Source organism: Dyella sp. (assembly GCF_035685805.1).
Lineage (GTDB): Bacteria > Pseudomonadota > Gammaproteobacteria > Xanthomonadales > Rhodanobacteraceae > Dyella_A.
On sequence record NZ_DASSAB010000034.1, the window covers coordinates 35,158 to 60,651 of the forward strand.

Annotated in this window: 24 protein-coding genes; 12 read left to right on the forward strand and 12 right to left on the reverse strand. The window is 68.1% G+C overall.

Annotated elements, in window-relative coordinates:
- Positions 1-51: 51 nt before the first annotated feature.
- The 4 genes from VFG40_RS08070 to VFG40_RS08085 all read right to left on the reverse strand — a co-directional run bounded on the left by VFG40_RS08070 (position 52) and on the right by VFG40_RS08085 (position 3,652).
- Positions 52-1,086: an alpha/beta hydrolase gene (locus VFG40_RS08070; RefSeq protein ID WP_324896768.1), complete on the reverse strand. Its 1,035-nt coding sequence runs from the start codon at positions 1,084-1,086 to the stop codon at positions 52-54.
- Between the two features lie 262 nt (positions 1,087-1,348).
- The gene (locus tag VFG40_RS08075; RefSeq protein ID WP_324896770.1) at positions 1,349-2,218 is read right to left on the reverse strand and encodes a bacteriophage abortive infection AbiH family protein; all 870 of its coding nucleotides are present in this window, start codon (positions 2,216-2,218) and stop codon (positions 1,349-1,351) included.
- 72 nt (positions 2,219-2,290) lie between these two features.
- Positions 2,291-2,836 carry a hypothetical protein gene (locus VFG40_RS08080; protein WP_324896772.1) on the reverse strand — a complete coding sequence of 182 codons (546 nt, stop codon included), beginning with the start codon at positions 2,834-2,836 and terminating at the stop codon, positions 2,291-2,293.
- A 204-nt stretch (positions 2,837-3,040) separates the two neighbouring features.
- Positions 3,041-3,652 (reverse strand): class I SAM-dependent DNA methyltransferase, encoded by a 612-nt coding sequence (locus VFG40_RS08085; protein ID WP_324896774.1) that lies wholly within the window; start codon positions 3,650-3,652, stop codon positions 3,041-3,043.
- Positions 3,653-3,759: 107 nt separating this feature from the next.
- On the opposite strand from VFG40_RS08085, the gene VFG40_RS08090 reads away from it, so the two are divergent.
- Positions 3,760-4,047, forward strand: a complete 288-nt coding sequence (locus VFG40_RS08090) for a hypothetical protein (RefSeq protein ID WP_324896776.1) — start codon at positions 3,760-3,762, stop codon at positions 4,045-4,047.
- Between the two features lie 44 nt (positions 4,048-4,091).
- Here VFG40_RS08090 and VFG40_RS08095 read toward each other — a convergent pair whose 3' ends face one another.
- From VFG40_RS08095 to VFG40_RS08105, 3 genes are all read right to left on the reverse strand, one after another.
- Positions 4,092-5,015 carry a sensor domain-containing protein gene (locus VFG40_RS08095; RefSeq protein WP_324896778.1) on the reverse strand — a complete coding sequence of 308 codons (924 nt, stop codon included), beginning with the start codon at positions 5,013-5,015 and terminating at the stop codon, positions 4,092-4,094.
- On the reverse strand, positions 5,015-5,380 hold the full coding sequence (locus VFG40_RS08100) for a PadR family transcriptional regulator (RefSeq protein WP_324896780.1): 366 nt from the start codon (positions 5,378-5,380) through the stop codon (positions 5,015-5,017). Before VFG40_RS08100 ends, VFG40_RS08095 begins: the two co-directional genes overlap by 1 nt.
- A 473-nt stretch (positions 5,381-5,853) precedes the next feature.
- Positions 5,854-6,087 carry a DUF2188 domain-containing protein gene (locus VFG40_RS08105; protein ID WP_324896782.1) on the reverse strand — a complete coding sequence of 78 codons (234 nt, stop codon included), beginning with the start codon at positions 6,085-6,087 and terminating at the stop codon, positions 5,854-5,856.
- A gap of 257 nt (positions 6,088-6,344) precedes the next feature.
- Here VFG40_RS08105 and VFG40_RS08110 point away from each other — a divergent pair, with 257 nt between their 5' ends.
- The gene (locus VFG40_RS08110; protein WP_324896784.1) at positions 6,345-6,731 is read left to right on the forward strand and encodes a hypothetical protein; all 387 of its coding nucleotides are present in this window, start codon (positions 6,345-6,347) and stop codon (positions 6,729-6,731) included.
- A gap of 122 nt (positions 6,732-6,853) precedes the next feature.
- The gene (locus VFG40_RS08115) at positions 6,854-7,786 is read left to right on the forward strand and encodes a peptidylprolyl isomerase (RefSeq protein WP_324896787.1); all 933 of its coding nucleotides are present in this window, start codon (positions 6,854-6,856) and stop codon (positions 7,784-7,786) included.
- Between the two features lie 350 nt (positions 7,787-8,136).
- Here VFG40_RS08115 and VFG40_RS17840 read toward each other — a convergent pair whose 3' ends face one another.
- The 3 genes from VFG40_RS17840 to VFG40_RS08135 all read right to left on the reverse strand — a co-directional run bounded on the left by VFG40_RS17840 (position 8,137) and on the right by VFG40_RS08135 (position 12,262).
- A complete protein-coding gene (locus tag VFG40_RS17840; RefSeq protein ID WP_414649271.1) occupies positions 8,137-9,714 on the reverse strand; it encodes a methyl-accepting chemotaxis protein in 1,578 nt (525 codons plus the stop codon).
- Positions 9,715-9,897: 183 nt separating this feature from the next.
- Positions 9,898-11,787, reverse strand: coding sequence for an ABC transporter ATP-binding protein (locus VFG40_RS08130; protein ID WP_324896789.1), 1,890 nt, complete (start codon positions 11,785-11,787; stop codon positions 9,898-9,900).
- A gap of 151 nt (positions 11,788-11,938) precedes the next feature.
- Positions 11,939-12,262, reverse strand: coding sequence for a hypothetical protein (locus tag VFG40_RS08135; protein WP_324896791.1), 324 nt, complete (start codon positions 12,260-12,262; stop codon positions 11,939-11,941).
- On the opposite strand from VFG40_RS08135, the gene VFG40_RS08140 reads away from it, so the two are divergent.
- From VFG40_RS08140 to VFG40_RS08170, 7 genes are all read left to right on the forward strand, one after another.
- A complete protein-coding gene (locus VFG40_RS08140) occupies positions 12,251-12,715 on the forward strand; it encodes a PadR family transcriptional regulator (protein WP_324896793.1) in 465 nt (154 codons plus the stop codon). The two genes, VFG40_RS08135 and VFG40_RS08140, sit on opposite strands and share 12 nt — an antisense overlap.
- 165 nt (positions 12,716-12,880) lie before the next feature.
- The gene (locus VFG40_RS08145) at positions 12,881-13,663 is read left to right on the forward strand and encodes a siderophore-interacting protein (protein ID WP_324896795.1); all 783 of its coding nucleotides are present in this window, start codon (positions 12,881-12,883) and stop codon (positions 13,661-13,663) included.
- A 142-nt stretch (positions 13,664-13,805) separates the two neighbouring features.
- Positions 13,806-15,995, forward strand: a complete 2,190-nt coding sequence (locus tag VFG40_RS08150; RefSeq protein ID WP_324896797.1) for an AsmA family protein — start codon at positions 13,806-13,808, stop codon at positions 15,993-15,995.
- Positions 15,996-16,043: 48 nt separating this feature from the next.
- Entirely contained in the window at positions 16,044-16,973 is a 930-nt protein-coding gene (locus VFG40_RS08155; protein ID WP_324896799.1) for a DMT family transporter, read from the forward strand.
- A gap of 61 nt (positions 16,974-17,034) precedes the next feature.
- On the forward strand, positions 17,035-17,973 hold the full coding sequence (locus VFG40_RS08160; RefSeq protein ID WP_324896801.1) for a 23S rRNA (adenine(2030)-N(6))-methyltransferase RlmJ: 939 nt from the start codon (positions 17,035-17,037) through the stop codon (positions 17,971-17,973).
- A 105-nt stretch (positions 17,974-18,078) separates the two neighbouring features.
- Positions 18,079-18,588, forward strand: coding sequence for a Slp family lipoprotein (locus tag VFG40_RS08165; RefSeq protein WP_324896803.1), 510 nt, complete (start codon positions 18,079-18,081; stop codon positions 18,586-18,588).
- A gap of 70 nt (positions 18,589-18,658) precedes the next feature.
- Complete coding sequence (locus VFG40_RS08170) at positions 18,659-19,567, forward strand: cation diffusion facilitator family transporter (RefSeq protein ID WP_324896805.1); 909 nt, start codon at positions 18,659-18,661, stop codon at positions 19,565-19,567.
- A 10-nt stretch (positions 19,568-19,577) separates the two neighbouring features.
- On the opposite strand, the gene VFG40_RS08175 is transcribed toward VFG40_RS08170, so the two are convergent.
- Positions 19,578-19,967, reverse strand: a complete 390-nt coding sequence (locus VFG40_RS08175; RefSeq protein ID WP_324896807.1) for a VOC family protein — start codon at positions 19,965-19,967, stop codon at positions 19,578-19,580.
- A gap of 161 nt (positions 19,968-20,128) precedes the next feature.
- Between VFG40_RS08175 and VFG40_RS08180 the strand changes: the two genes are divergently transcribed.
- Positions 20,129-20,749 carry a GNAT family N-acetyltransferase gene (locus tag VFG40_RS08180; protein WP_324896809.1) on the forward strand — a complete coding sequence of 207 codons (621 nt, stop codon included), beginning with the start codon at positions 20,129-20,131 and terminating at the stop codon, positions 20,747-20,749.
- Positions 20,750-20,920: 171 nt separating this feature from the next.
- Positions 20,921-24,382, forward strand: a complete 3,462-nt coding sequence (gene mfd, locus VFG40_RS08185; RefSeq protein WP_324896811.1) for a transcription-repair coupling factor — start codon at positions 20,921-20,923, stop codon at positions 24,380-24,382.
- Positions 24,383-24,409: 27 nt separating this feature from the next.
- On the opposite strand, the gene VFG40_RS08190 is transcribed toward mfd, so the two are convergent.
- Positions 24,410-25,387: an NAD(P)/FAD-dependent oxidoreductase gene (locus tag VFG40_RS08190; protein WP_324896813.1), complete on the reverse strand. Its 978-nt coding sequence runs from the start codon at positions 25,385-25,387 to the stop codon at positions 24,410-24,412.
- Positions 25,388-25,494: the final 107 nt, after the last annotated feature.

The following is a 25,494-nucleotide window of genomic DNA, read 5'->3' on the forward strand; positions in this document are numbered from 1 at the left end:
GATGCTCGCGCCGCGGAACTGCGACAGGGTCGGTACTGAAGGCTGCGGCCTTCAGTCTCGCGACTCTGAGTCGCTGGAAGGAGCCCTGGCCTGTTCTCGTCGGACTGTGCCAACCACGTTCTCCACCGCGTCGATGACAACTTGCGGACGATCGTATTGGATGAAGTGCCCTGCACCCGGAACAATGGCATTGATTCCCCGCGTGGACATCGCCGCTACTTCGTTGTGCATGGTCTCCCACGAGAGTGTTCTTTGATCGCGCAAGGCCTGCGTCTCGCCCTTCGCCGGTGGGTACGGCGCATGCGTGAGCACCACGATTGGCATGTCCCCGAAACTGCGACGCGTTCGACGGGTCTGGTCGGCGCTTGCATAGAACACCGCGTGACGCTCCGATGCCGCGGCCGCCTGCCATCGCTCGGTCGCTGCGTAGCGCATCTGGGCCGCGTTGATCTCCGCGCCGAAGCGCGGGTCGGGTGCGCCGACGCACTTCTCGAATACAGGCGTGCCGGGCACGAGCCCTTTGCGGGCTTCCGCCACGCAGCTGTCGTACTCCGCGAGATATGCATCCCATTTGGCTTGCTGACCGGGCTCGCCAATCGCCCAGCCACGCATGGACTGATCCTCATGCGATCCTTCCACCGACACCAGGCCCACCACGTCTTGTGGATAGCGGTCCGCATAGACACGTATGTACATGCCTGCTGCCGAATGACCCACGAGTACAAAGGGTGGCTTCTCGCCAGCAGCCCGCAAGAGATTGTGCAAATCCTCTGCAATGTTGAGAGCTGTGCTCGGGCGATTCGGCGCGTCGCTGAATCCGAGACCCGCACGATCGTATGAACACACGCGCGTGTCTGCGGCGATCGGCTTTTGCACCAGCGCCCAGGAAATGGTCGAGTCCCCCATCCCCGCATCAAGAACCACGGTGGGCTTGCCATGACCGAGGCAGTAGATGTTCATTCGCCGGCCGTTATCCATGGCCACCAGCCTTTGTGGCTGTGCGTAAACTGGATCCGTCACGATCGGAGGTTTGACATCAGCGGCGTGCACCACACCCAATGCCTGCACCGCGAGCCACGTACTCATGCTCTTGCGCATCCTTGTCCCCCTGTTGGTCATCAACGGCATTCTGGCGAATGTCGCATTTTTCCCAACCTGAATCAGCCCATCGCTCGCGCCCGCTCCAACGCCCGCCGCTCCAGCCTTGGCCACAGCTGACAACGCGCCCCACACAACCGGACGACACGACGGTGGAAATCACTGAGGAAATCCGCCAGTTCAAGAAGCACCTTCCCGAGGCAGCCGGTCAAACGTCACCCGCCACGTGTTGTTCGGTGTACCTATGACTTTAGACCTCAAGGTCTGTATAAGTGCATAGGGCAATTTGCGCGCGTGAAACTCCGCATTCAACCAGCGCTTCAACGCGCTGGAGTTTTTCATCCGCAGTGAAACAGCAGACGATCCACTTAGCTGCTGGCACACTTTCAGCGATCCTCCTGAAGTATGGCAAATCGATTCGATTGAGTGAGTGACCTATAACGTGAATTTTTTCTACTTGCCCAAGGGCGTCAAAGAAATCTTTGTGCTGTTCTAGAATCTTTCGCACGGGCTTCTGCAACGCATAAAACGGATATTTCGCAGCCCCCTCAGCATCTGAAAACATGGTCCGATTACTCTCACCTAGCTCGTCTAACTCGGGCTCCTCTTCCATCGTGTCGCCGTGACCAAAAATCAGATCATCAAAAGCCTCGGCCTTACCATGTATATACAAGATCCGAGCATTGGGAATGCCATAAACGACTTCAAGTGTAGACGTATAATTGAACGTGAGAAATTTTGCATCCGGCGCAAGAGCAAACTTCGGCTCTGCAAGCGAAATATCGATTTCGGACAACCATTCTTGAAAGCACTCCCTGATGGCGCCGACATGTTGATCCGCTTGTTCGGCGAGGTCGTCCTCAAGACCATAGACGAAGCTGGGCCTAAAACTCTCCGAAGCCACGTCTATGTGATTGTGAGCATCATAGAACTCGCTCCAATTGAACCGGCCGAGCGAATTTTCAAAATCAAACCACGGCCCACCTTGAGCAACATCGAACGAGTAATAATTTTCGATTTCTCTCAAGGCTTCTTCCGCGAAATTGCTGAACTGACTATAGCTTGTTGGCAATCCGTGCCAAAGATCGAACCCATTTCCAATGATGTAAAGGGTCGTCATGTGCCTCCACGTGTCATAAGGCGCCTGGCGCCGGAATCAAGCGGCGGCGAAGCGATTCGCCCTGAACGGCGGCTATGCGGCTTGGATGACCCCGTTGCAAGCGTACAGACAGCTACGGACAGTGCTCTCAACCTTCTCAAAGAACGCGTCGTCCAGCACGAGCTGCTTGATGCCACCGTTGTAGTACTGCAATAGGTATCTGCCGTTGTGCTCATGCAGCACCTTTCCGTGTGCGAAGGCATTGCGCCACTCGATCAGCTTGTTGAGCCCGGCCTTTAGCTCCTTAATAGCGGGAGTGTCCAGCGCTCCAGTGTGTTTCAGCAGCCTCGTAAACACGCGGCGCTTGAAAGCAAAGGAGAAATCGGACGTGGCCATGATTTCCGCGATAAAAAAGTCCCGCCGCTCGCGGGTATCAGGCGCTATACCGAAGAGCAGCTTGCTCACCGCCTCGATCATGCGATCTTCTAGCATGACGGTGGCCGTGATCACCTCAGCGCCATTTTTCTCGATGGCGGCGAGCTCATCCTCTCCGCTCGCGCCAGAAGGGGTTGTCCTGGGGCTGCTGCCATCCAGGTGAAACAGGACAGTGAGCTCTTTCGGAAAGCGGAGTACCTTCACTGGAGACCTCACTATTGAGTGTACGGACCCATAGTTCCGCTTATACATGCGTGAAATGCGAAGGCCAAGGGCGACGCAACAGTCGCTGACAAACGTCGCTCGCTGCGTCCAGCGGCGATGGCGGCATTGGTCGGCCCCAGTTGAACTGGACTCTGGGCGACGAGGAAGTCCGCTTCGGGTCGACAGCGGACATCCGCCCTCGCCTCAAACCGCCACCACCTGCGCCCGCTCCAACGCCGCCACCCGCCGCTCCAGCCTTGGCCCCAGGTAGCAATGCGACCCGCACGGCAGCAGCCCCGCCTGCTGGAACTCGCGCAGGTACCACTGCGGGGTGCGGGCGACGAAGCCGTGCATGTCGCCATCGGGGTCATCGCTGCGGGTGAACACTTCGAGGAAGGCGATGCCTTCGAGCATGTCGACGATGCCGCCGATGCCCGCGCGGATTTCGGCGGGCTTGAGGTAGTGCAGCACGTCGGTGCAGACGATGAGGTCGAAGCGAGTGTCGAAGCGCAGGTATTCGAGCTGGCCGAAGGTTGCCAGGCCGATGTTGCGGCTGCGGCCGTAGCGGTTGACCACGTATTCGCTGGCGTCCAGCCCGCGGTAGCTCGCCTCCGGGCGCAGCGCGCGCAGGTGGGCGCGCCACGGCGCCTCACCGCAGCCCACGTCGAGCACGCTGCGGATGGGGCGGCCCAGGTAGTACTCGGCCTGCGCCACGGCCAGCGCCACCTTGCGGCGCAGCTCGGCGGGCGAGGCGACGGTGTGGTCCGGGTGGCGGTACCACTTGTCGAAGTACGCGCGGTCGTAGGTTTTTGGCACGGCGTGCTCCCGGGGGCGAGCGCGCATGGTAACCGCGCGTGCGCCGGCATCACCTGGTACCCACGCGCCGCGGTCCAGCATGGCGTCCCTTTGCACAGGAGAACCCCATGCCCATGGTCCGCATGCGCCTGATCGGCAACCGCAACGATGCCGATACCGTGATCAATGCGCTGCACGGCATCGACGGTATCGAACATGTCGAAGAGGTGGACGATCTCACCCCCATGATGCGTGACGACTCCAGCTCCAGCGAGCTGGTGGACGACAGCGAGGGGAACGTCTACTACGTGGAAGTGAACGCGCCCAACGCATTGCACGCTGATGCGGTGCGGGCGGTGGCCGAGGTGGAAGCGGGGCAGCTGGACATGGGGGTGGAGTTCGTCGACGAATTCTGACCCTGCGGCTGGTCGCGCCTGCGTGGCGCGACCAGCACGGAACCTCAGGCTCCGGCGCTGCGCACCAGCAGATGCTTGGCCAGCTGCCCGTGCAGGAAACCGAGTCCGCGCAGCAGGTGCATGGTGGCGAACAGCAGCACGATGCCGCCCACGCACACCACCGCCAGCTCGCCCCAGCCCGGCACGTGCGGGCCCATGCCCCAGTCGAACGTGAGCTGGCCGCCAGCGAACAGCCGGTCGACTCGGCCATCGTCAATCAGGTAGGCCAGCGGTGACAGCGCGGCGCCCAGCGACACCGCCATCAGGGTCACGGTGAGGGTGAAATAGGCAATGCCCAGCGGCAGCATCAGCACCATGTACAGCATGGTGGTCCAGCTGCGCGGATCGGTGAACATGGCACCGATGCGCCGCAGCAGCGACATGCCCTGGGTCGGATACGGCGGGCGCCGCGGCATGCGGACGCCGAGCATGGCCTCCACGATGCGCCCTTCCAGTAGCGACATGCCGCGCACCGTGCCGAAGAACAGCACGATCACCGGCACGCCGATGATCAGCACGGAAAGTCCGGCCGACACCGACAGCCCCACCGTCACCAGTACGAAATAGGCGATGCCGGTCCCCAGCGCCAGCAGCATGTAGAACATGGCGCCCCACGTGCGGATGTCGGTAGCCACCCCGAAGAACCGGCCCAGCGCCGAACGCCGGCGCGGTGCGGCCGGCGGACGCAGCGCGCGCTGGATGGTGACCTCCTGGTCGCGGTAGATGGCCGCCACCTCCTCCGGCGCGCCGTAGCTCCCCACCACGCGGGCCAGCATGGCGGCCTCGTCCTGCTCGGGGCTGTCCGCCAGCTCGGCGCGCAGGTGTTCCTCCGCGTCGTAGAGCGCGTCCTGGATCAGCGCGGGATCGGCCCCGTGCAGCGCGACGCGCAGCTGCTTGAGGTACTCGGCAATCGTACGTGGCGCAGTCATCACAGCTCTCCCTCAAGAATCCTGTCGACGGAATCGCGGGTCGCGCACCAGGCCGCGGTCCACGCCCGCAGCACCTCACGACCCAGCTTGGTTACGCGGTAATAGCGGCGCGGCGGGCCGCTCACCGAAGGCTCCACCTCGCTGGCCAGCAGTGCGGCCGCCTCGAGGTTGCGCAGCACCGGATACAGCGCGCTCTGCTTGCCGGCCAGCACGCCTTCGCCGGCCTCCTCCAGCCGCTTGGCGATCTGGTAGCCGTACATCGGCTGGCGCGACCGCCCCAGCACCGAAAGCAACGCCAGCGAGACGGTGCCGGCGGACAACTCCTTCTGGAATTTCTTCAGCGCGCCAGCAAGTTCTTCATCCACGGCATCATCGCCCTTCAACCTGTGTCGTGATGAACTATAGTACGAACTTATGCCTAGCGAATGGGCCTGAAGTCATGCCGGCTGTCGGCGGCCGCATTTTCAGGAAGCCACACGGCAGAACGCGCGCGCGCGGCTGGCGGCAGCAGGGGCGGCCGCCGAACTGCGCTGCCAACGCAGCAGCAGTGCCGGATGCCGAAACGCGGACACAGGCGGCGTGGCGGCTGGCCGGATCATCCGGCAGCACGATCGGGGACATCGATTGACTCGAGGGTGCAACGAAGCGGCCGCGACAGGGGAACGGCGGGAGCGGTGCGGAGACGTTCGAGTCGTATGCCTGCGAGATGGAACGCGCCGCGCAGCGATCAACGCGCGGCATCTGCCGGGCGTGCTGCGCGGGCGAGCTGTCGTGAAGACATGCGCCGTGAGACCGGCCTGCCCTTGCACGGGAGCCGGAGCCAAACCGGACTGCACCGTCAGACGGCGAAGTGCTTCATCCCGGTGTCGAACACCCGCCAGTGCCCGTCGGCGCCTTCCACGCTCACGATCGCCGGCACGTCACGCCGCGACAGGCGCCTGGCTTCCTCCACGGCAAAGGCGAGCCCGGCCACACGCGTGCGGAAATGGCGGTCTTCGCCATGCCTGACGTTCACGACCCACGAGCCGTCCACACGCCGTTCAAACGGCACTTGCAACACCACCAAAGACATAACGAACAATTACCGGGCGCCAGCTGGCAGGGATCCACCGGCAGCAACTGCCGGAGGCAATGCGTGGCTTTCCATCTCCGGGAACGCGCCAGCCTCCGCAGCCGCATCGACTAGCGACGGGACAGTGTGTGGAACCGGCAGCGACCTTTTCTCCAGCCTCACTGTTACCGCGCTACGGTGAAGGGGATGTATCACCGAGCTCATGGCCGCAGTGAACCGTGGTCATGTGCGTCCGCACACTCAATCGAGGAGGCGACATGCCCGGATTGCGACGCAACGGCGTGGCCGTGGTGATCGAGCCGCAACAGGACCTCGCCGGGGCGCTCCACGACATGCTGGCCGGCTTCGGCTACCACTGCGTGGCCGCCGCGACCCACGCCGGCGCTGCGCGCCTCGCCGCCGATTTCGCGCAGATCCATCTGCTGGCGGCCTGCGTGCCCGCGCCCGACGAAAGCCAGGCGGGCATCTACCTGGAAGACGCTGCCAAACGGAGCCCACACATGGCCGTGGTGCTCATGCTCAACGATCCGCTGGAGGTGGCACCGCGGGCGCCGGCCCACTCGGTGCGCCTGAGCAAGCCGTTCAGCCGCGAAAGCTTCACCCGGGCCCTGCTGGCCGCGGAGGCGGCGGTCGGCGCGTCTTGATCCGCCATCCGAAGCATGAACACGGCGCCGGCGCGCCGACGTAGCGCCGCCCATGCGGCATCCCGGGCCGGGGCGGGCTCCCTCTGCTACCTTGCGGCTCTGCTCTTGTCCCGGGAATCGCCATGCGCCGTCGTCTTGCCGCCTTTGCCCTCGTTGTCGTGCTGGGCACGAGTGCCCTCCACGCCGACGACGCCACCCCGCCCCCTTCGCTGACCGCGAAGGAGATCCTCGCCAAATCCACGGCCGCGGAATGGCGCGCACCCGACCCTCGTGACCTGCTGGTGATGCAGCTGCCCGCAGGACGGGTGCTGATTGAGCTGGCGCCGGATTTCACGCCGCTGCACGCGGCCAATATCCGCACGCTGGTGCGCGAGCATTATTTCGACGGGCTGGCGGTGATCCGCGTGCAGGACAACTTCGTCACCCAGTGGGGCGATCCCGACGACGACGACAACGCCGACCGCAGCAAGATGAAGCCGCTCGGCAAGGCGAAAAAGACCCTGCCGCCGGAGTACACGCGGCCGATCGACCCCAAGCTGGAATGGACGCCGTTGCCCGATGGCGACGTGTACGCGCCGGAAGTGGGCTTTTCCGAAGGCTTCCCGGTTGCCCGCGACCGGGCCAGCGGTGAGGAATGGCTTACCCACTGCTACGGCATGGTCGGCGTGGCGCGGGATGTGGGGCCGGAGACCGGCAGCGGCAGCTCGCTGTACATGGTGATCGGCCAGGCGCCGCGCGGCCTGGACCGCAACCTGGCCATCGCCGGGCGGGTGATCGAAGGCACCGAGCTGCTGGCGGCACTGCCGCGCGGTACCGGTCCGCTGGGCTTCTATGCCAAGCCGGCCGAGCGGCTGCCGATTCGCACCGTGACCGTGGCCGCCGACCTGCCACCCGCCCAGCGTCCCGCGGTGGAGATCCTGCGCACCGACAGCCCCAGCTTCGCCGCCCTGGTCGAAGCCAAGCGCAACCGCCGCGATGCGTTCTACACCCGGCCTGCCGGCAAGATCGACCTGTGCAGCATCACGGTCCCGACTCGGCCGGTGGCAGGGAAGTAAGCGGACGCGGATCACCCGCAGACGGCGCGCGGTGGCGCGCTGATTCCATGTCGGGGATGGCTTCGGGGGGCATGTGGTTGCGAGGCCAACCGCGTGCTGTCGCCGGCGGCTATGGAACGCAGCGCCTGGTGCGGCGGAAACATGGGGGCGAACGCACGATCCACGGAAACGCGGCCGGCCAGCTCGTCACAACGGGCGTGGGTAGCACATGAGAAGCCGCCTTCCCCCGCCAGCGCGAAAACGGAAGAACGCGCGGTGACCGTGCCCGGGCACTTTCGTTTCCTTAGCGCTCCGCCTGCGGGCAGCGGGTTGCGCGACCCGTACACGCCTGGCTATCCAGCCGACGCCGGCTACCGGCCGGCGCGCGCCACCTGGTCGGCGGTGCGGAACGTCGCCACCACCGCACGCATGCGCTCGGCCTGTTCCTGCAGGCTGCGGGCGGCGGCCTCGGATTCTTCCACCAGCGCGGCATTGCTCTGGGTGGCCTCGTCCATCTGGGCCACGGCGGAGCCAACCTCCTCGATGCCCTTGCTCTGCTCGTCGCTGGCCGCGGAGATCTCGCTCATCAGCTGGGCCGAGCGCTCGATCGCCACGGCGATCCGGCGCGTGGTGTCGCCGGCGCTGTCCACCAGCACGGTGCCGGCATCCACGGTGGCCACCGCACTGCCGATCAGCTCCTTGATCTCCCTGGCCGCGGCGGCGGCGCGCTGGGCCAGGCCGCGGACCTCGCTGGCGACCACCGAGAACCCGCGGCCGTGCTCACCCGCGCGCGCCGCCTCGACCGCCGCGTTGAGCGCCAGGATGTTGGTCTGGAACGCGATGCCGTCGATCATGCCGGCAATGTCTTCGATGCGACGGGAACTGGCCTTGATCTCGCCCATGGTGGTGACGACCTGCGCCACGATCTCGCCGCCCTCGCGCGCCAGCAGCGTGGCCGAAGCGGTGAGCTGATCGGCCTCGCGCGCATGCGCCGCGTTCTGGCGCACGGTCGCGGTGAGCTGCTCCATCGCGGCGGCGGTTTCCTCCAGCGAGGCGGCCTGATCCTGGGTTCGGTGGGAAAGGTCGGCGGTGCCGGCGGCAATCTGGCCGGTGGCGGTGTGGATGTCGTCGCTGGAGTGGCGCACCTGCATGACCACGTCGGCCAGGCCCACGCTGATGCCGTTGATGGCCTGCAGCAGCTGGCCGATGTCGTCACGCCGGGCCACCGGCACCTGGGCGCTGAGGTCGCCCGCGGCGATCTTGCCGGCGGCGGCCTTGCACTCGCTCATCGGTGCGCTGATGTTGCGATGGACCAGCAGGTATACCAGCGCCGCCACGCCCACGCTGGACGCCGCGCCCAGCCCGGCGAACAGCGGCATCGCCGCAGCGGTGACAGCCCGCGGCAACGCCAGCCAGAGCGCCGTCCACACCGCTGCGTTGAGCACGGCGGTGGTCAGGCCCACGCGCAGCGGCATGCCGACGCTGCGCATGGCGCTCACGTCCAGGCCCACGTAGCGGGCACCGATCACCTGCCCGCCGCCATCGGCGATGGGGTCGTAGCGGGTCATGAACTGGGTGCCGAAGATGGTGGCGTAGCCGGTGAACGCCTGCCCCGCCAGCAGTTCGGTCCAGGCCGGATGCGAGCGATCCAGCAAGGTGCCGACGGCGCGGCCGCCGTCCTTTTTCTTCACCGAGGTGGTGATGCGGATGAAGTCGTCGCCCTTGCGTGCGAACAGCGTGGCGGTGGCACCCGATTGCTGGGTGAACCGATCCGGCACGCCGAAGTTGAGGTTCAGCACGGTGGTGCCGTTGCGCAGCACCGGCGTGTCGTGCTCGCCCACGCGAACGCGCTCGCGCGGATCGAGCACGAAACGCTCGGGCAACTGCGCGGCAAAGCGCAGGGCCAGCGACTGGATACGGCTTTTCAGCGGCACAAGCACGGACAGCATCGGATCACCCCCAGAGAATCGCGGCGCAACGGCTGGTGCATCGACATGCCGCTTCACGGGAAAGCGGGATGCTGCCGACCGTGGCCGGTCCAGGGCCGACCTGGATCCGTCGGGCGGTGGACATGCGGTTGTCGGTCCGCCCGAGCATAACTTGAGTCAAGGCCGCGTCAGGGGCGGTGGCACTCAGCGGTAGCCGGCCGCCTGCAACTCGAACAGTTCGGCGTAGTGTCCGCCGGCGGCGACCAGCTCGGCATGCGTGCCCACCTCTTCGATGCGGCCACCGTCGAGCACGATGATCCGGTCGGCCATGCGCACGGTGGAGAAGCGGTGCGAGATGATCACCGCGGTCTTGCCGTGCGACAGCTCCTTGAAGCGCTGAAACACCTCGTACTCGGAGCGAGCATCGAGCGCCGCGGTCGGCTCGTCCAGGATCAGCAGCGGCGCGTCGCGCATGTAGGCGCGGGCGATGGCGACCTTCTGCCACTCGCCCCCGGACAGCTCCACCCCGCCCTTGAACAGCTTGCCGAGCATCTGCGCGTAGCCCTTCGGCAGCCTGGCGATGACTTCATCGGCCATGCTGCGGCGGGCGGCGTCGGCGATCCGCGCCTCGTCCCCGCGCGCCTCGATGCGCCCCACCGCGATGTTGTCCGAGGCGTTGAAGTAGTAGCGCACGAAGTCCTGGAAGATCACCCCGATATTCAGCCGCAGCTCGTCCAGGTCGTACTCGTGAAGCGGGTGGCCGTCGAGCAGGATGCGGCCCTCGTCCGGGTCGTACAGGCGCGAGAGCAGCTTCACCAGGGTGGTCTTGCCGGCACCGTTCTCGCCCACCAGCGCCAGCACTTCGCCGGCACGCAGGGTGAAGCTCAGGTGGCGCACCGCCCAGCGTTCGGCGTCGGGATAGCGGAAGCCCACGTCCTCGAACACGAAGCCCTCGCGCATCGGCTGCGGAAACGGTCGCGGGTTGGCCGGCGAGAGGATCTCCGGCTGGATGCGGAAGAACGAGAACAGGTCGTCCAGGTACAGCGCCTGCCCGGCCACCTGCGAGAAGCCCACCAGCAGCGTCTCCAGCAGCGTGCGCAGGCGTCGGAACGACGCGGACAGGAAGGTCAGGTCGCCGATGCTGAAGTCGCCGCGCACGGTACGCCAGGCGATAATCGCGTAGGCGGCGTAGTAGCCGAGCGTGCCGACCGTGGTGAACAGGCCGCCCCAGCTGGCGCGGCGCAGCGCGATCTTGCGGTTGGCGCGGTAGATCGACTGCGACAGCACGCGGTAGCGCTCGATCAGGAACGGGTTGAGGCCGAAGCTCTTCACCTCCTTCGCGTTGGACGCGCTGGCGCCGACCATGCGCAGGTAGTCCAGCTCGCGCCGCTCCGGCGTCCACTCGTAGTTCACCGCGTAGCTCTGCGCGTTGAAATGGAACTCGCCCAGGAACGCGGGCACCAGCGCCACCGCCAGCAGCACGATCAGCCACGGCGCATACACCGCCAGCCCCACCGCGAAGCTGGCGATGGTGACGATGTCCTGCGCCTGCTGCAGCAGCTGCGACAGCAGCGAGCTGCGCCCGGCGACCTGGCGACGCGCGCGGTCGAGCCGGTCCTGCAGGTCGGCGTCCTCGAAATCCTCCAGGTCGAGCGAAGCGGCGTGCTCCATCAGCCGGATCGAGGTGCTGTTGGCGTACAGCTCGCCCAGCAGCGAGTCGATCATCGACACCACCCGGCCGAGGATGTCGGCCAGCACCGCCAGGGCGAGCTCCAGCGCCAGCAACAGCCACAGGTGATCGAGCTCGCCGCTGTGCAGCCAGCCGGCCAGGTCGCCGTGGCGACCGCCCAGCCCGACCAGTCTCACCACCTCGTCGATGATCAGCTTGCCCACGTACAACGTGGCTACCGGCAGCAGCGCGCGGGTCAGCCGCAACAGCACGCTGGACACGGTCAGCCAGCGGCTGGTGGCCCAGATGCTGCGCAGGAACGGCGGCAGGTTGCGCAGCGCGGCGAAGCGTTCGCGCAGGCTCTGCACGGGCGGCGGCTGGTGCGGGCCGCCAGCGCGTCGGGGGGAGCCAGGAGGGCGTGGCATGGGCGTTCCTCTGCGGTCCGTGCGAGGCCGCAGCATGCCACGGGCACTGCGCTCGATCCGCTTCATCGATGGGAGGCGACTGTGCCGCGGTGCGGCCTCGGCAGTCGGGATGGCTTGTCTTGCGATATTCTTGCGATATATCGTAGCGTCGTCAATTGCGATATATCGGAGATACATCATGAGACATCACCACCGCCTTGCCGGCGGCCCCTGGACGGGCTGCGGTGGACACCGCGGCCGCCACGACATGCCGGTTCACGACATGTCCGGTGACGAGACGCACGAGGGCCGCCGCTGTTCGCCGACAGAAGCGGGACAGCGGTTCGCGGCATTCCGCCACGCCCTGCACGAGCGCATGCACGGCATCGGCCGCGGCCGCCGTGGCGGCTTCGGTCCTGCGCGCGGCGGTGATCCCGTCGACTTGGGCGGACTGCGCGGCGGGCGTCACGGCGGCGGCGGCCGGATGTTCGGTCACGGCGACCTGCGCCTGCTGTTGCTGGCCCTGATCGAACAGCAGGCGCGCCACGGCTACGAGCTGATCCGGATCATCGAGGACATGTTCAACGGCGAATACTCCCCCAGCCCGGGCGCGATCTACCCCACCCTGACCATGCTCGAGGAGATGGGCCACGCGGTGGTGCAGCCGGAAGCGGGCGGGCGCAAGAGCTACGCCATCACCGAGGCCGGCCGCGCTTATCTCGACGAAAACCGCGAAGCGGTGGAAGCGGTGATGGAGCAGACCCGCCGTAGCGCGCGCATGGCGGCGCGCGCCGCGATGCCGGCGAGCGTGCACAAGGCCATGCACGCACTCAAGCACGCCCTGCTGATGCGCGGCACCGACTGGACCCGCGCCGAAGGACAGCGGGTGGCGAAGATCCTCGAGCGGGCAGCCACCGAGATCGCCAGCGGACACGCCGGCGACGGCTGAGCCGACGCCGGCGTCGACGCCGCGCCGACCTGCGCTGCGGTGTGATGGTGACCCGCCGTCACGCCGCAGCCGCCACGACGGCCCGCCGGGCTCGGTCTGCCCGCGCCGATGCGCACGCCGCTTCGCGGCACCCGGACCCGTGCCCGCCCCGCCGAAGGAGACACCATGACCGACCATGTCCACCGGACGATTCGCCACCCGCTGGTTGCCCGCACGCTCGAAGTGCTGCGCGTGGAAACGCTGACCCCGCAGATGCGCCGCGTGGTGTTTGGTGGTGAGTCGCTGCGCCACTTCGTCACCGCCGCTGCCGACGACCACGTGAAGCTGTTCTTCCCCAACGCCGCAGGCGCCATCGTGCGGCCCGAGATGGGGCCCAACGGGCTCGAGCGCGTGCCCGGCGTGGACTATTCGCCGATGCGCGACTACACGCCGCGGCACTACGACCCGCAGACCCACGAGCTGACCATCGACTTCGTGCTGCATGGCGACGGCCCGGCCGCCCGCTGGGCCGCGCAGGCCGCACCCGGGCAGCAGATCGGCGCCGGCGGACCGCGCGGCTCGACGATCATCGCCGACGATTTCGACGCCTACCTGCTGGCCGGCGACGAAAGCGCGCTGCCCGCGATCGCCCGCCGACTGGACGAGATGCCCGCCGGCACCTCGGCCTGGGTGTTCGTGGAGATCGCCGACCGCTACGAACGCCAGCCGCTCACCTCGCGCACCGAGTTCGCGCTGACCTGGCTCGAGCGCAGCGGCGTGGCGCCGGCCGAAAGCACCTTGCTGGAGGACGCGCTCGCCGCCTGGACGCCGCCGCCGGGCGATACGTTCTACTGGATCGCGGCCGAGTCCGAGCGCGCGCGCCGCATGCGCGAGGCCCTGGCCGATCAGGGCGTGCCGAAAGAGCACGTCAAGGCCACCGGCTACTGGAAGGCCGCGGCGACGCCGTGAGCCCACGCCGCGCCCGGCGGCGATGAATCGCCGCTGCGGCAAACACGCGGCGAGCACGGAATCTTGCCGCCCCGGCGGGTATGCCGGTACGGAGCGCTCGCCCCCACGGCGGTGCCACACCGTCAATGGCCGGAGGAAATGGATGAAACGCAGCGGGAAAATCGCGACCTGGATCGGCGGCGTGCTGCTCGCGCTGGTCACGCTGCTGGTGCTGGTGGTGATCTTCTTCGACTGGAACCGGATCAAGCCGTTCATCAACGACAAGGTCAGCCAGGCGATCGGCCGCTCCTTCGCCATCCGCGGTGATCTCTCCGTGGCGTGGACAACTGACCACACGGGCCATGGCCTCGCCGCCGTACTGCCGTGGCCGCAGTTCACGGCGCGCGACATCGTGGTGGCCAACCCGGACTGGGCCGAGGCACCGCGGTTCGCCCACCTGGACGCGCTGCGCTTCCGGCTGTCGCCGCTGCCGCTGCTGGCACACCGCATCGTGGTGCCCTCGTTTCAGCTGGTGCAGCCGAGCGTGAACCTGGAGCGGGATCGGCCCACCCGCAACAACTGGACCTTCACCGTGGGCAAGGGCGATACGCCATCGCGCTGGTCGCTGCAGCTGGGCGACATCGGCTTCGACCGCGGCCGGATCCGCTACGACGACGCCCCGCGCAAGGCGGATGTGACGATCGCGATCACGCCGCTGCAGCAGGCCATTCCCTACGCGCAGATGGTCGCCGCCACCGAACAGGACGCCCGGGCACAGGCGCGCAAGAGCGCCGGCGCCGCGGCCGGCAAGGCCGTGGCCCGCGGGGGCGACGGCGACGACGCGCAGGCGCAGCCGGCGAAAGCGGCATCCACCGGCCGTGTCGAACCCGACCGCACGCGCGTCGCTGCCCGCGACACGCGCTACCAGTTCCAGTGGAAAGCCAGCGGCAGCTATCAGGGCGTGCCGGTGGACGGTACCGGTCGCATCGGCGCCGTGCTCGCACTGCAGCGCGACAACGAGCCGTTCCCGGTGCAGGCGCGGGTGCGGGTCGGCGACACCCACATCGGGCTGGTTGGCACACTCACCGATCCGCTGCACCTGGGCGCGCTGGACCTGCGCCTGTGGTTCGCCGGCTCCAGCATGGCCAGGCTTTATCCGCTGATCGGGGTAACCCTGCCGGACACCCGCCCGTATGCCACCGGCGGCCGCCTGCAGGCGACGCTGGACAAGGACGCGAACCGCTTCAGCTATCGCGACTTTCACGGCCGCGTGGGCGACAGCGACCTGTACGGTGACCTGCTGTTCGTCACCGGCAGCGCACGCCCCAAGCTCAGCGGCAACCTGCACTCGCAGCGGCTGGAGTTCGGCGACCTGGCACCGCTGATCGGCGTCCATGGCGATGACGACAAGACCGCGCAGGACGACGGCCCCGCGCCACCACCGGGCCAGGTCCTGCCGGTCGAACCGTTCCGCACGGATCGCTGGAAGGCCATGGATGCCGACGTGAGCTTCAAGGCGGCGCACATCGCGCACGTCAAGGCGCTGCCGATCGACTCGCTCGACACCCACGTGACCATGGACGACGGCCTGCTGCACCTGGACCCGCTGCAGTTCGGCCTGGCCGACGGCCACGTGCGCGGAGCGCTGCGCCTGGACGGCAGCCGCGAGCCGATGCGCGGATCGATCCAGCTGCACGCGCGACACCTGCAGCTGAAGAAGATGTTCCCCACCTTCGAGCCGATGCGCACCAGCCTCGGCGAGATCAACGGCGACACCGACCTGGACGCGAGCGGCAACTCGGTGGCCGCACTGCTCGGCAGCGCCGACGGCGAGCTGAAGCTGCTGATGAACGACGGCGCGATCAGCAAGACGCTGCTGGAAACGGCCGGCCTCAACCTCGGCAATGTCGTCATCCGCAAACTGTTCGGCGACAAGACCGTGCAGATCAACTGCGCCGCCAGCGACTTTGCGGCCAAAGACGGCGTGTTCTCCACCCAGCTGTTCGTGTTCGACACCACCGATGCGCGGATCACCGTGGACGGCACCGTCGACCTGGGCACGGAGAAGCTTGATCTCGACGTAAAGCCGCAGACCAAGGGTCTGCGCATCCTGTCGCTGCGCTCGCCGCTGTACGTGCGCGGCACGCTGAAGAACCCCGACGTGGGCGTGCATGCCGGGCCGCTGGCATTGCGTGCCGCCGGTGCGGTGGCGCTGGGCGCGGTGGCCGCACCGGCGGCAGCGCTGCTGGCGCTGGTGTCGCCCGATCACGACGAGTCGGGCAACACCTGCCGCACGGTGCTGGGCAAGCTGCGCAGCGAGGGCAAGCCGGAGCCGACGCACGCCGGGAAATAGCCGGAGGCGCCGCTAGAATGGCGCCCTTCTCCGCTCCGATCCCCTGTCATGGCACCGATCAGCAAGGCCCGTCTGCAGATCCACTTCTGCGTGCTGCTGTGGGGGTTCACGGCGATCCTCGGCAAGCTGATCACCCTGCCCGCGCTGCCGCTGGTGTGGTGGCGGATGCTGCTGGTGGCGGTGGCGCTGCTGCTGGTGCCGCGGGTCTGGCGCGGGCTGCTCGCCATGCCGGCGCGGTTGCGCTGGGCCTATGCGGGCATCGGCGTGTTGGTGTCGCTGCACTGGTTGACCTTCTATGCCGCGATCAAGCTCTCCAATGCCTCGGTGGGCGCCACCTGCATTGCGCTGGGGCCGGTGTTCCTGTCTTTCATCGAACCGTGGATCGCCCGGCGCCGGTTCGACACCCGCGAGCTGCTGATTGCGGTGGCGGTGGTGCCGGGCGTGGCGATGGTGGTGGGCGGCGTGCCGCACGGCATGCGTATCGGCATTGCGGTGGGCGCGCTGTCGGCGCTGTTCGTGGCGCTGTTCGGGGCATTCAACAAGCGGCTGGTGGATCACGGCGATCCGCTCACCGTCACCTGCCTGGAGCTGGGCACCGGCACGCTGTTCCTGACCGCGCTGGCGCCACTGATGCCGCATGCCGGCAGCGCCTTCATGCTGCCGAGCCTGCACGACACCTGGATGCTGCTGGCGCTGAGCTTCGGCTGCACGCTGCTGCCGTTCGCGCTGGCGCTGGTGGCGCTGCGGCACCTGAGCGCGTTCGGCATCCAGATGGTGACCAACCTGGAGCCGGTCTATTCGATCGTGCTGGCGATCGTGCTGCTGGGCGAGCAGCGCGAACTGCACGCGTGGTTCTACGTGGGCGTGGTGGTGATCATCGGCGCGGTGTTCATCCATCCGCTGCTGCACCGGCACGAAGGCGAGGCCACCGCGCCGGAGTTGCTGGGCACGGCCGAAAGCCACAACGTGGTGGAGTGACCGCCGCGGGGCCGCCGCGGCGGCTCCCCTATACTGGCCGGCCCCGCCTGCCGTGACCGCCATGAACTATCGCCACGCCTTTCACGCCGGCAACTTCGCCGACGTACTCAAGCACACCGTGCTGCTGGCGCTGATCGAGGCGCTGCAGGCCAAGCCCACGCCGTTCGCGTTCATCGACACCCACGCCGGCAGCGGCTGCTACGCGCTGGACGGGCGCGAGGCGGGCAAGACCGGCGAATACAAGGAAGGCATCCACCGGCTGCTGTTTCCCGACCTGGGCGCATCGGACGCGAGCTCCTCCGCGCTGCCACCGCTGCTGCGGCGCTGGCTCGATGCGATCCTCGCGCTGCCCGGCAACGAGGACGGCCTGAAGCTCTACCCCGGCTCGCCGCTGCAGGTGGCCCGCGCGCTGCGCGGGATCGACAGCGCACAGTTGTGCGAACTGCATCCGGAGGAAGCCGCGCGACTGCGCGAGCTGTTTCATCACGATGCCCGCGTGCACGTGCACCACCGCAACGGCTACGAGGCGCTCAAGGCGCTGGTGCCGCCGAAGGAAAAACGCGGCCTGGTGCTGATCGACCCGCCGTACGAGGCGCAGGAAGCGGAGTACCGGCTGATCGAGCAGGCGCTCAAGGGCGCCATCGAGCGCTGGCCCACGGGCATGTACGCGGTGTGGTATCCGATCAAGCAGCGCAGCCAGGTGCAGCCGTTCCTGCGCGGGCTGCAGCACGGCATCGCGCGGCGCGTGCTGCGGGCGGAGCTGCTGGTGCATCCGGACGACTCGCCGCTGCGGCTCAACGGCTCGGGGATGGTGGTGCTGAACGCCCCGTGGAATCTCGACGCGACCCTGCGCGAGCCGCTCCGCGCCCTGGCACGCCTGCTCGGCCAGGGCCGGCCGGCGGAATGGAAGCTGGAGTGGCTGGCCAACGACAGCGCCGAGCCGGCTACCGCCGCCCCTGCCGCACGCCGGGCACCACCGCGTTCACCCCGACCGCGCTAACCTGCGCTCCCGGCAGGCCGCTGCGGCCTTCACGGCCGAGCGATCAGGATGTTGGTAATCGTGCTCGCGCCGCCCTGCCATGCCGCGTCGCCCAGGAGTTCTGCCATGCGCCCTGTCCGCTTCCTCGCCCCGTTGCTCGCCCCCGCCGCCATGCTCGCGCTCGCCGCCTGCGCCCCGGCGCCCATCTACAAGCCCAGCACCGACGCCGTGGCGGCGGTGCCGTTCGAGGTGGCGCGCAGTCCGGAGCGCTTTGCCAACGGCAGCGTGATCTGGGGCGGCCGCGTTGTGGCGGTCAACAACCTCGCCGACCACAGCGAGATCGAGGTGCTCGCGTATCCGCTGGACAAGTCGCAGCGGCCGAAGGTGAGCGACTCCGGCAACGGCCGTTTCATCGCGGTGATCAAGGGCTTCGTCGAGCCGATGGCCTACCCCGATGGCGCGCTGATCACCGTCAGCGGCAAGCTCGACGGCAGCCGCGCCGGCCGGGTCGGCGCGGCCGACTACGTGTTCCCGCTGGTCCAGGTCGACCAGGCGCACGCGTGGACCGCCGAGGAAATGCGATCGGGCCACAGCAACGTGCACTTCGGCGTGGGCCTTGGCGTGGGCATCCGCTGAAGCGCGGCCGGTCGCAAGGAGCTGCGACGCCACTACACTGTGCGGCCCGATCCGTGATGGAACACCGCGCATGTCCGGCCACGCCAATTCGCTGAAGGCGATCTTCCTCGCGCTCGGCGCGAACTTTGCGATCTTCCTTGCCAAGCTGGTCGCCGCGTTGATGACCGGCTCCGGCGCCATGCTTGCCGAGGCGGTGCATTCGCTGGCCGACTGCGGCAACCAGGGCCTGCTGCTGCTGGGCATCCGGCAGACCAAGCGGCCTCCCTCCGATGAATTCCCGCTCGGCTGGGGCCGCGCGATGTACTTCTGGTCGTTCCTCGTCGCGATCCTGCTGTTCAGCGTGGGCGGCATGTTTTCGGTCTACGAGGGCGTGCACAAGCTTGGCCACCCGGAGCCGCTCAAGTGGCCGTGGCTGGCGCTGGGCGTGCTGGTGTTCGGCATCGTCGCCGAGGGCATCTCGATGCGCGGCTGCATGCAGGAGGTGAACAAGGCCCGCGGCGACCAGCCGCTGTGGACGTGGTTCCGCCAGACGCGCTCCAGCGAGCTGCTGGTGATCTTCGGCGAAGACCTCGCCGCCCTGCTCGGCCTGTGCCTGGCGGCGCTGGCGATCGGCGCGACCATGCTCACCGGCAATCTGATGTACGACGCCATCGGCACGCTCGCCATTGGCGTGCTGCTGCTGGTGGTCGCCGTGCTGCTGGCGGTGGAGGTGAAGGCGCTGCTGATCGGCCAGGGCGTGGAGCCACGTCGCCGCGCCGAGCTGCTCACGTTTCTCAAGAGCCGGCCGGAGGTGGCCGATGTGCTCAACCTCATCACCCTGCAGATGGGCCCGGACGTGATGGTGGCGGTGAAGGCCAGGATGGAACCGACCAGCTCCGACCGTGGCCTGATCGAAGCGATCAACACGGTCGAGGCGGCGATGAAGGCCGAGTTCGAAGACATCCGCTGGAGCTTCTTCGAGCCCGACCTCACCGACTGACGCAGCGAGATCACTTCGGCTGGAGCAGGTCCCACGGGTTGCCGTACAGGTCCTCGAATACCGCCACGGTGGCGTAGGGCTCCTCGCGCGGCGCTTCACGGAAGCGCACGCCCGCCTGCACCATCCGCGCATGGTCGGCATGGAAGTCGTCGGTATGCAGGAACAACAGCACGCGCCCGCCGCCCTGGCGTCCAACCGCGGCCGCTTGTTCCGCACCGACAGCCCGCGCCAGCAGCAGGCCGGCACCGTCGCTGCCCGGTGGGGTGACCACTACCCAGCGCTTGCCACTGCCCTGCGGCGTATCCTCCCGCAGGCAGAAACCGGCGATGCGGGTGAACCAGTCGATCGCTTCGTCGTAGTCGTTTACCAGCAGGGTGACCAGGCCGAGCGTCTGCGCCATGGGTGCTCCTTCGATGGGCGGCGGGGAAGCGGCGATGATGCCATGCGCTGCGAGCGGGCAGATTGCCGCAGCGCGGCACGAACAGCCGGGACGGGTTGGCAATGGCTCAGGCTGTTAATGTTGCAGTGCGGTAGATACGCTAGAGTATGGGAATGAACGCCATGCTTGCTCCCCTCCCCGATCCGCTCGTCACGCACCGCCCGATCCCGCCGCGCAGCAGCGATCGTTTCGCGCCCCGGCCGCTGCCTGCCGCTGATCGCGGCCCGGTGGACGATGCGGGCGAGCGGGTCAGCACCCGCGACGGCCGCGGCCTGCTCCTGCGCAGCATCGAGCCGACCGACGTGGCCGCGCTGCAGCGTTGTTTCGCGCGGCTCTCGCCGGAGGACATCCGTCGCCGGTTCCTGCACTCGATGTCCGAGCTGCCCGAGCCGATGGCGCAGCGCCTGTGCCAGATCCGCCCCGCGCTGGAAACCGCGCTGGTGCTGATGGACACCACGGTCGAGCCGCACGAGATGCGCGGCGTGGGCCGCATCTATGTGGACGAGGCGGCCAACAGCGCCGAGTTTTCCGTGCTGGTGGAGCACGACTGGGCACGACTGGGCCTCGGCGCCCTGTTGATGCAGCGCTTGGTGGACGACTGCCGGCGCCGTGGCCTGCACGAGATCTGGGGCTACGTGCTGATGGAGAACCGCCCCATGCTCGAGCTTTGCCGCGAACTGGGCTTCCAGCGTCGCGCCGCCACCGACGAACCCGGCACCGCCCAGATCTCGCTGAAGCTGTAACCGCGGCGCTGGCTGCGGGGCAACGCCGCCTCCGGTCGCCGACGCGGCCTGCGGACGCAGCCTGCCCGCTGGTCGCTGCGACAGTGCCGCCGCCAGCCGGTGACGGTGCCCGCGGTACACTTGGACGCTTTACCCGCGCCTCCCGCGCGTCGACGAGCCCTGCGCCAGTCCATGCCCGCTTCCAGCACCCCGATCGCCCATCCCCCGCTGCCCACCACGCCCCGCCAGCGCCGCTACTGGACGCCGCCGCACGGCTCCGCCCGGGCACTGCTGATCGCCGAGGCGGCGCGCTCGCACAGCGGCCTGCTGGTGGCGGTGACCCGCGACACCCAGCGTGCCTCCGCACTGGAAGACGAACTGCGCCTGTTTGCCGGCAACCTGCCGGTGCTGCATTTCCCGGACTGGGAAACGCTGCCCTACGACATCTTCAGCCCGCACTCGGACATCGTCTCCCAGCGCATCGCCACGCTGTACCGGCTGCCCTCGGTGACCCGCGGCGTGCTGGTAGTGCCGGTGGCCACGCTGATGCAGCGGATCGCCCCGCGCAGCCACATCACCGGCGCCGGCCTGATGCTGGCCAAGGGCCAGAAGCTGGACCTGCTGGCCGAACAGCGCCGGCTGGAATCGGCCGGCTACCGCTACGTGCCGCAGGTCGCCGAAGCGGGCGACTTCGCCGTGCGCGGCGCGCTGATCGACATCTTTCCGATGGGTGCGGCCGAGCCCTACCGCATCGAGCTGTTCGACGACGAGGTGGAGTCGATCCGCAGCTTCGATCCGGAAACCCAGCGATCGCAGCAGCCGGTGGAGAAGGTGGAACTGCTGCCCGGGCGCGAGTTTCCCTCGACCGACGACGCGGCCAAGAACTTCCGCGTGCGGCTGCGCGAGCGCTTCCCGATCGACGTGCGCCGCTGCCCGCTCTACCAGGACATCAAGGAGGGCGTGACACCCGGCGGCATCGAGTACTACCTGCCGCTGTTCTTCGAACAGACCGCCACGCTGTTCGATTACCTCGCCGACGACGCCCTGTTCGTGCTGGGCGAAGGCGCCGGCGAAGCCTCGGACCAGTTCTGGGCGCAGACCTCCGAGCGCTACGACCAGCGCGCCCACGACATTGAGCGCCCGGTGCTGCCGCCGGCGGAGCTGTACCTGTCGCCCGAGCAGCTGCGCGAGCAGTGGAACAAGCGCCTGCGTGTGGAGATCGTGCCGACAGGCCACGAGCACAGCGTGGACAGCGGGACCCAGCCGGCACCGGAGGTGCCGCTGAACCGCAAGGGCGAGGAACCGGGCACCTCGCTCAGGCATTTTCTGGCCAGCTACAAAGGCCGCGTGCTGATCGCCGCCGATTCGGCCGGCCGGCGCGAATCACTGGCCGAGCAGCTGGCCGGCGCCGGGATGAAGCCCGAGGCGATCGACAGCTGGCCGGCGTTTGTCGCCGCCGACGCCACGCGCTTCGCCATCACCGTGGCTCCGCTCGAGCAGGGCTTCGCGCTGGCCAAGCCGGCCCTGGCCGTGCTGACCGAGCGCGAGCTGTTCGGCGAGCGCGTGCGCAGCGAGCGCAAGCGCCGGCGCGGCCAGGCGCGCGATCCGGACACCATCATCCGCGACCTCACCGAGCTGTCGGTGGGCTCGCCGATCGTGCACGTGGACCACGGCGTGGGCCGCTATCAGGGCCTGGAGTCGATGGAGCTCGGCGGCATGCAGGGCGAGTTCCTGATCATCGAGTACGCCAAGGGCGACAAGCTCTACGTGCCGGTGGCGCAGCTGGGCCTGGTCAGCCGCTACTCCGGCACCGCGCCGGAGCTGGCGCCGCTGCATTCGCTGGGCGGCGACGCCTGGGAGCGTGCGCGCAAGAAGGCCGCGGAGAAAGTGCGCGACGTGGCCGCCGAGCTGCTGGCGATCTACGCCCAGCGCGAGGCGCGCGGCGGCCAGTCGCTGGCGATCGACCGGCAGATGGTGGAGGAATTCGGTGCCAGCTTCCCGTTCGAGGAAACCCCCGATCAGGAGCAGGCGATCGACGCGGTGCTGGGCGACCTGGCCGCACCGCGCGCGATGGACCGGGTGATCTGCGGCGACGTCGGTTTCGGCAAGACCGAGGTGGCCCTGCGTGCCGCCTTCGCCGCCGCCACCGCGGGCAAACAGGTCGCCGTGCTGGTGCCGACTACCCTGCTCGCCCAGCAGCACTACCGCAACTTCGCCGACCGCTTTGCCGACTGGCCGGTGAAGGTGGACGTGCTCTCGCGCTTTCGCTCCAGCAAGGACGTCAACGCGGCGCTGAAGAAGCTCGAAGCGGGCGAGATTGACGTGATCGTGGGCACGCACAAGCTGCTGCAGCCGGACATCAAGTTCAAGAACCTGGGCCTGGTGGTGGTCGACGAGGAGCAGCGCTTCGGCGTGCGCCAGAAGGAGCAGCTGAAGAAGCTGCGCGCCGAGGTCGACCTCCTGACCATGACCGCCACGCCGATCCCGCGCACGCTCAACATGGCGATGGCCGGCCTGCGCGACCTGTCGCTGATCACCACCCCGCCCGCGCACCGCATGGCCGTGCGCACGTTCGTGGCGGCGTGGGATCCGGCGACCATCCGCGAGGCGTTCCAGCGCGAACTCTCGCGCGGCGGCCAGGTGTACTTCCTGCACAACGAGGTGGACTCGATCGAGCGCACCCGGCGCGAACTCGAAGAGCTGATACCCGAGGCGCGCATCGGCATCGCCCACGGCCAGATGCCCGAGCGCGAACTGGAAAGCGTGATGGCGGACTTCCATCGCCAGCGCTTCAACGTGCTGGTGTGCACCACGATCATCGAGACCGGCATCGACATCCCGACGGCCAACACCATCATCATCAACCGCGCCGACCGCTTCGGCCTGGCCCAGCTGCACCAGCTGCGCGGCCGTGTCGGCCGCTCGCACCACCGCGCCTATGCCTACCTGGTGGTGCCGGACCGCAAGTCGATGACCGCCGATGCCGAGAAGCGCCTGGAAGCGCTGGCCTCGCTGGAGGAGCTCGGCGCCGGCTTCACCCTGGCCACCCACGACCTGGAAATCCGCGGTGCGGGCGAGCTGCTGGGCGACGAGCAGTCCGGCCAGATCCAGGAGATCGGCTTCGGCCTGTACACCGAGCTGCTGGACCGCGCCGTGCGCGCGCTGAAGAGCGGCAAGGTGCCGGACTTCGACTTGAGCTCCGAGCACGAGACCGAGGTGGAGCTGCACCTGCCGGCACTGATTCCGGACGACTACCTGCCCGACGTGCATGCGCGCCTGACGCTGTACAAGCGCATCGCCAGCGCCAAGAGCGACGAGCACCTGCGCGACCTGCAGGTGGAGATGATCGACCGTTTCGGGCTGCTGCCGGAGCCGACCAAGACCCTGTTCGCGGTGGCCACGCTCAAGCTGATGGCCACGCCGCTGGGCATCCGCAAGCTGGACTTCGGCCCCAACGGCGGGCGCATCCTGTTCCGCGAGAATCCCGAGGTCGATCCGCTGCTGATCATCAAGCTGATCCAGAGCCTGCCACGCGTCTACAAGCTGGACGGCCAGGACAAGCTGAAGATCACGCTGGACCTGCCCGGCGCCACCGAGCGCATCCGCAGTGCGCAGGAAGTGCTGATCCTGCTCGGCGCACGCCGGCCCGGCTGACGCCGTCGCGGACGCTGCGGCCTGCGGCTACAGGCTGGCAGCGACCGCGTCCGCAATCGCCAGGCCGCTCTGGCACGCGTTCTCCACGCGCGCGCCCAGGCACCAGTCCCCGCCCACCCACATGCGTTCGGACGGTTCGGCCAGCATCGGCTGGCCGAGCGGTCGGGTAGTCATCGCGTAGCGCCAGCGGTGCGCCTGGGCGAACGACAGCGGCGGCAAGGCGACTCGGGTCTGGGTTGCCAGCGCCGATTGCAGAAGCACCAGCACCTCCTCCGGCGTGTGCTCCAGATGCGCGGTGCTCCAGTCCGGCGCAGCGTGGAGCAGCCACCGATCGCCCTGGCCCGGCAAGCCGTCGCGGCTGGACTGGCGGGCGATCCAGGCGATCGCGCCGGTGTCGAAGCGTGCCGCGTCGAAGGGCACCGCCCAGGGCGCATCGAAACCCAGCATGACGGCCCAGCACGCTGCGATGGCGACAGATTCGAGCGCATCGGCCAGCCGGGATGCTCCCGCCAGCAACGCCTGCGCCTGCGGTGCGGGCGTCGTGATGACCACGGCGTCGAACGTTTCCACCGACTGCTCGGCAAGCTGCAGCTCCCATCGGCCGGCTTGGCGTTGCAGCGCGCTCACGGTGGTGCGCAGGCGGATATCCAGCGATGCCGACAGCGGCCTGACCAGTGAACTCATGCCCGCGGTACCGATCCACCAGGCGTGCGTGGGGCGCGGCGCCTGCGCCGGCAACCGCGGCGACCACGTGGCAGCGGCGCCCGCGTGCTGCAGGGTTTCCAGCAGCGCGGTGAAGCCTGCCTCGCGCGCCGTGACGAACTGCGCGCCGTGATCGTAGCCATCTCCGTGCTCGGTACGGCGCGTGGCCAGTCGGCCGCCGATGCCACGGCTCTTCTCGAACACCACCGGCGACAGGCCGCGCTGGCGCAGCGCGTGCGCACATGCGAGGCCCGCCATGCCGGCACCGATGACGGCGATACGGGGATTAGTGGTTCCGGTCATGCCAGTCGCCTGCAAAAGACGGGCGAGTGTGGCATCGCCGCCGGATCGGGGACATGCGGCGTGGGGTTGCAGGCGGGTGATTTCGTCCGGAGCCGGCGCCGATGGCC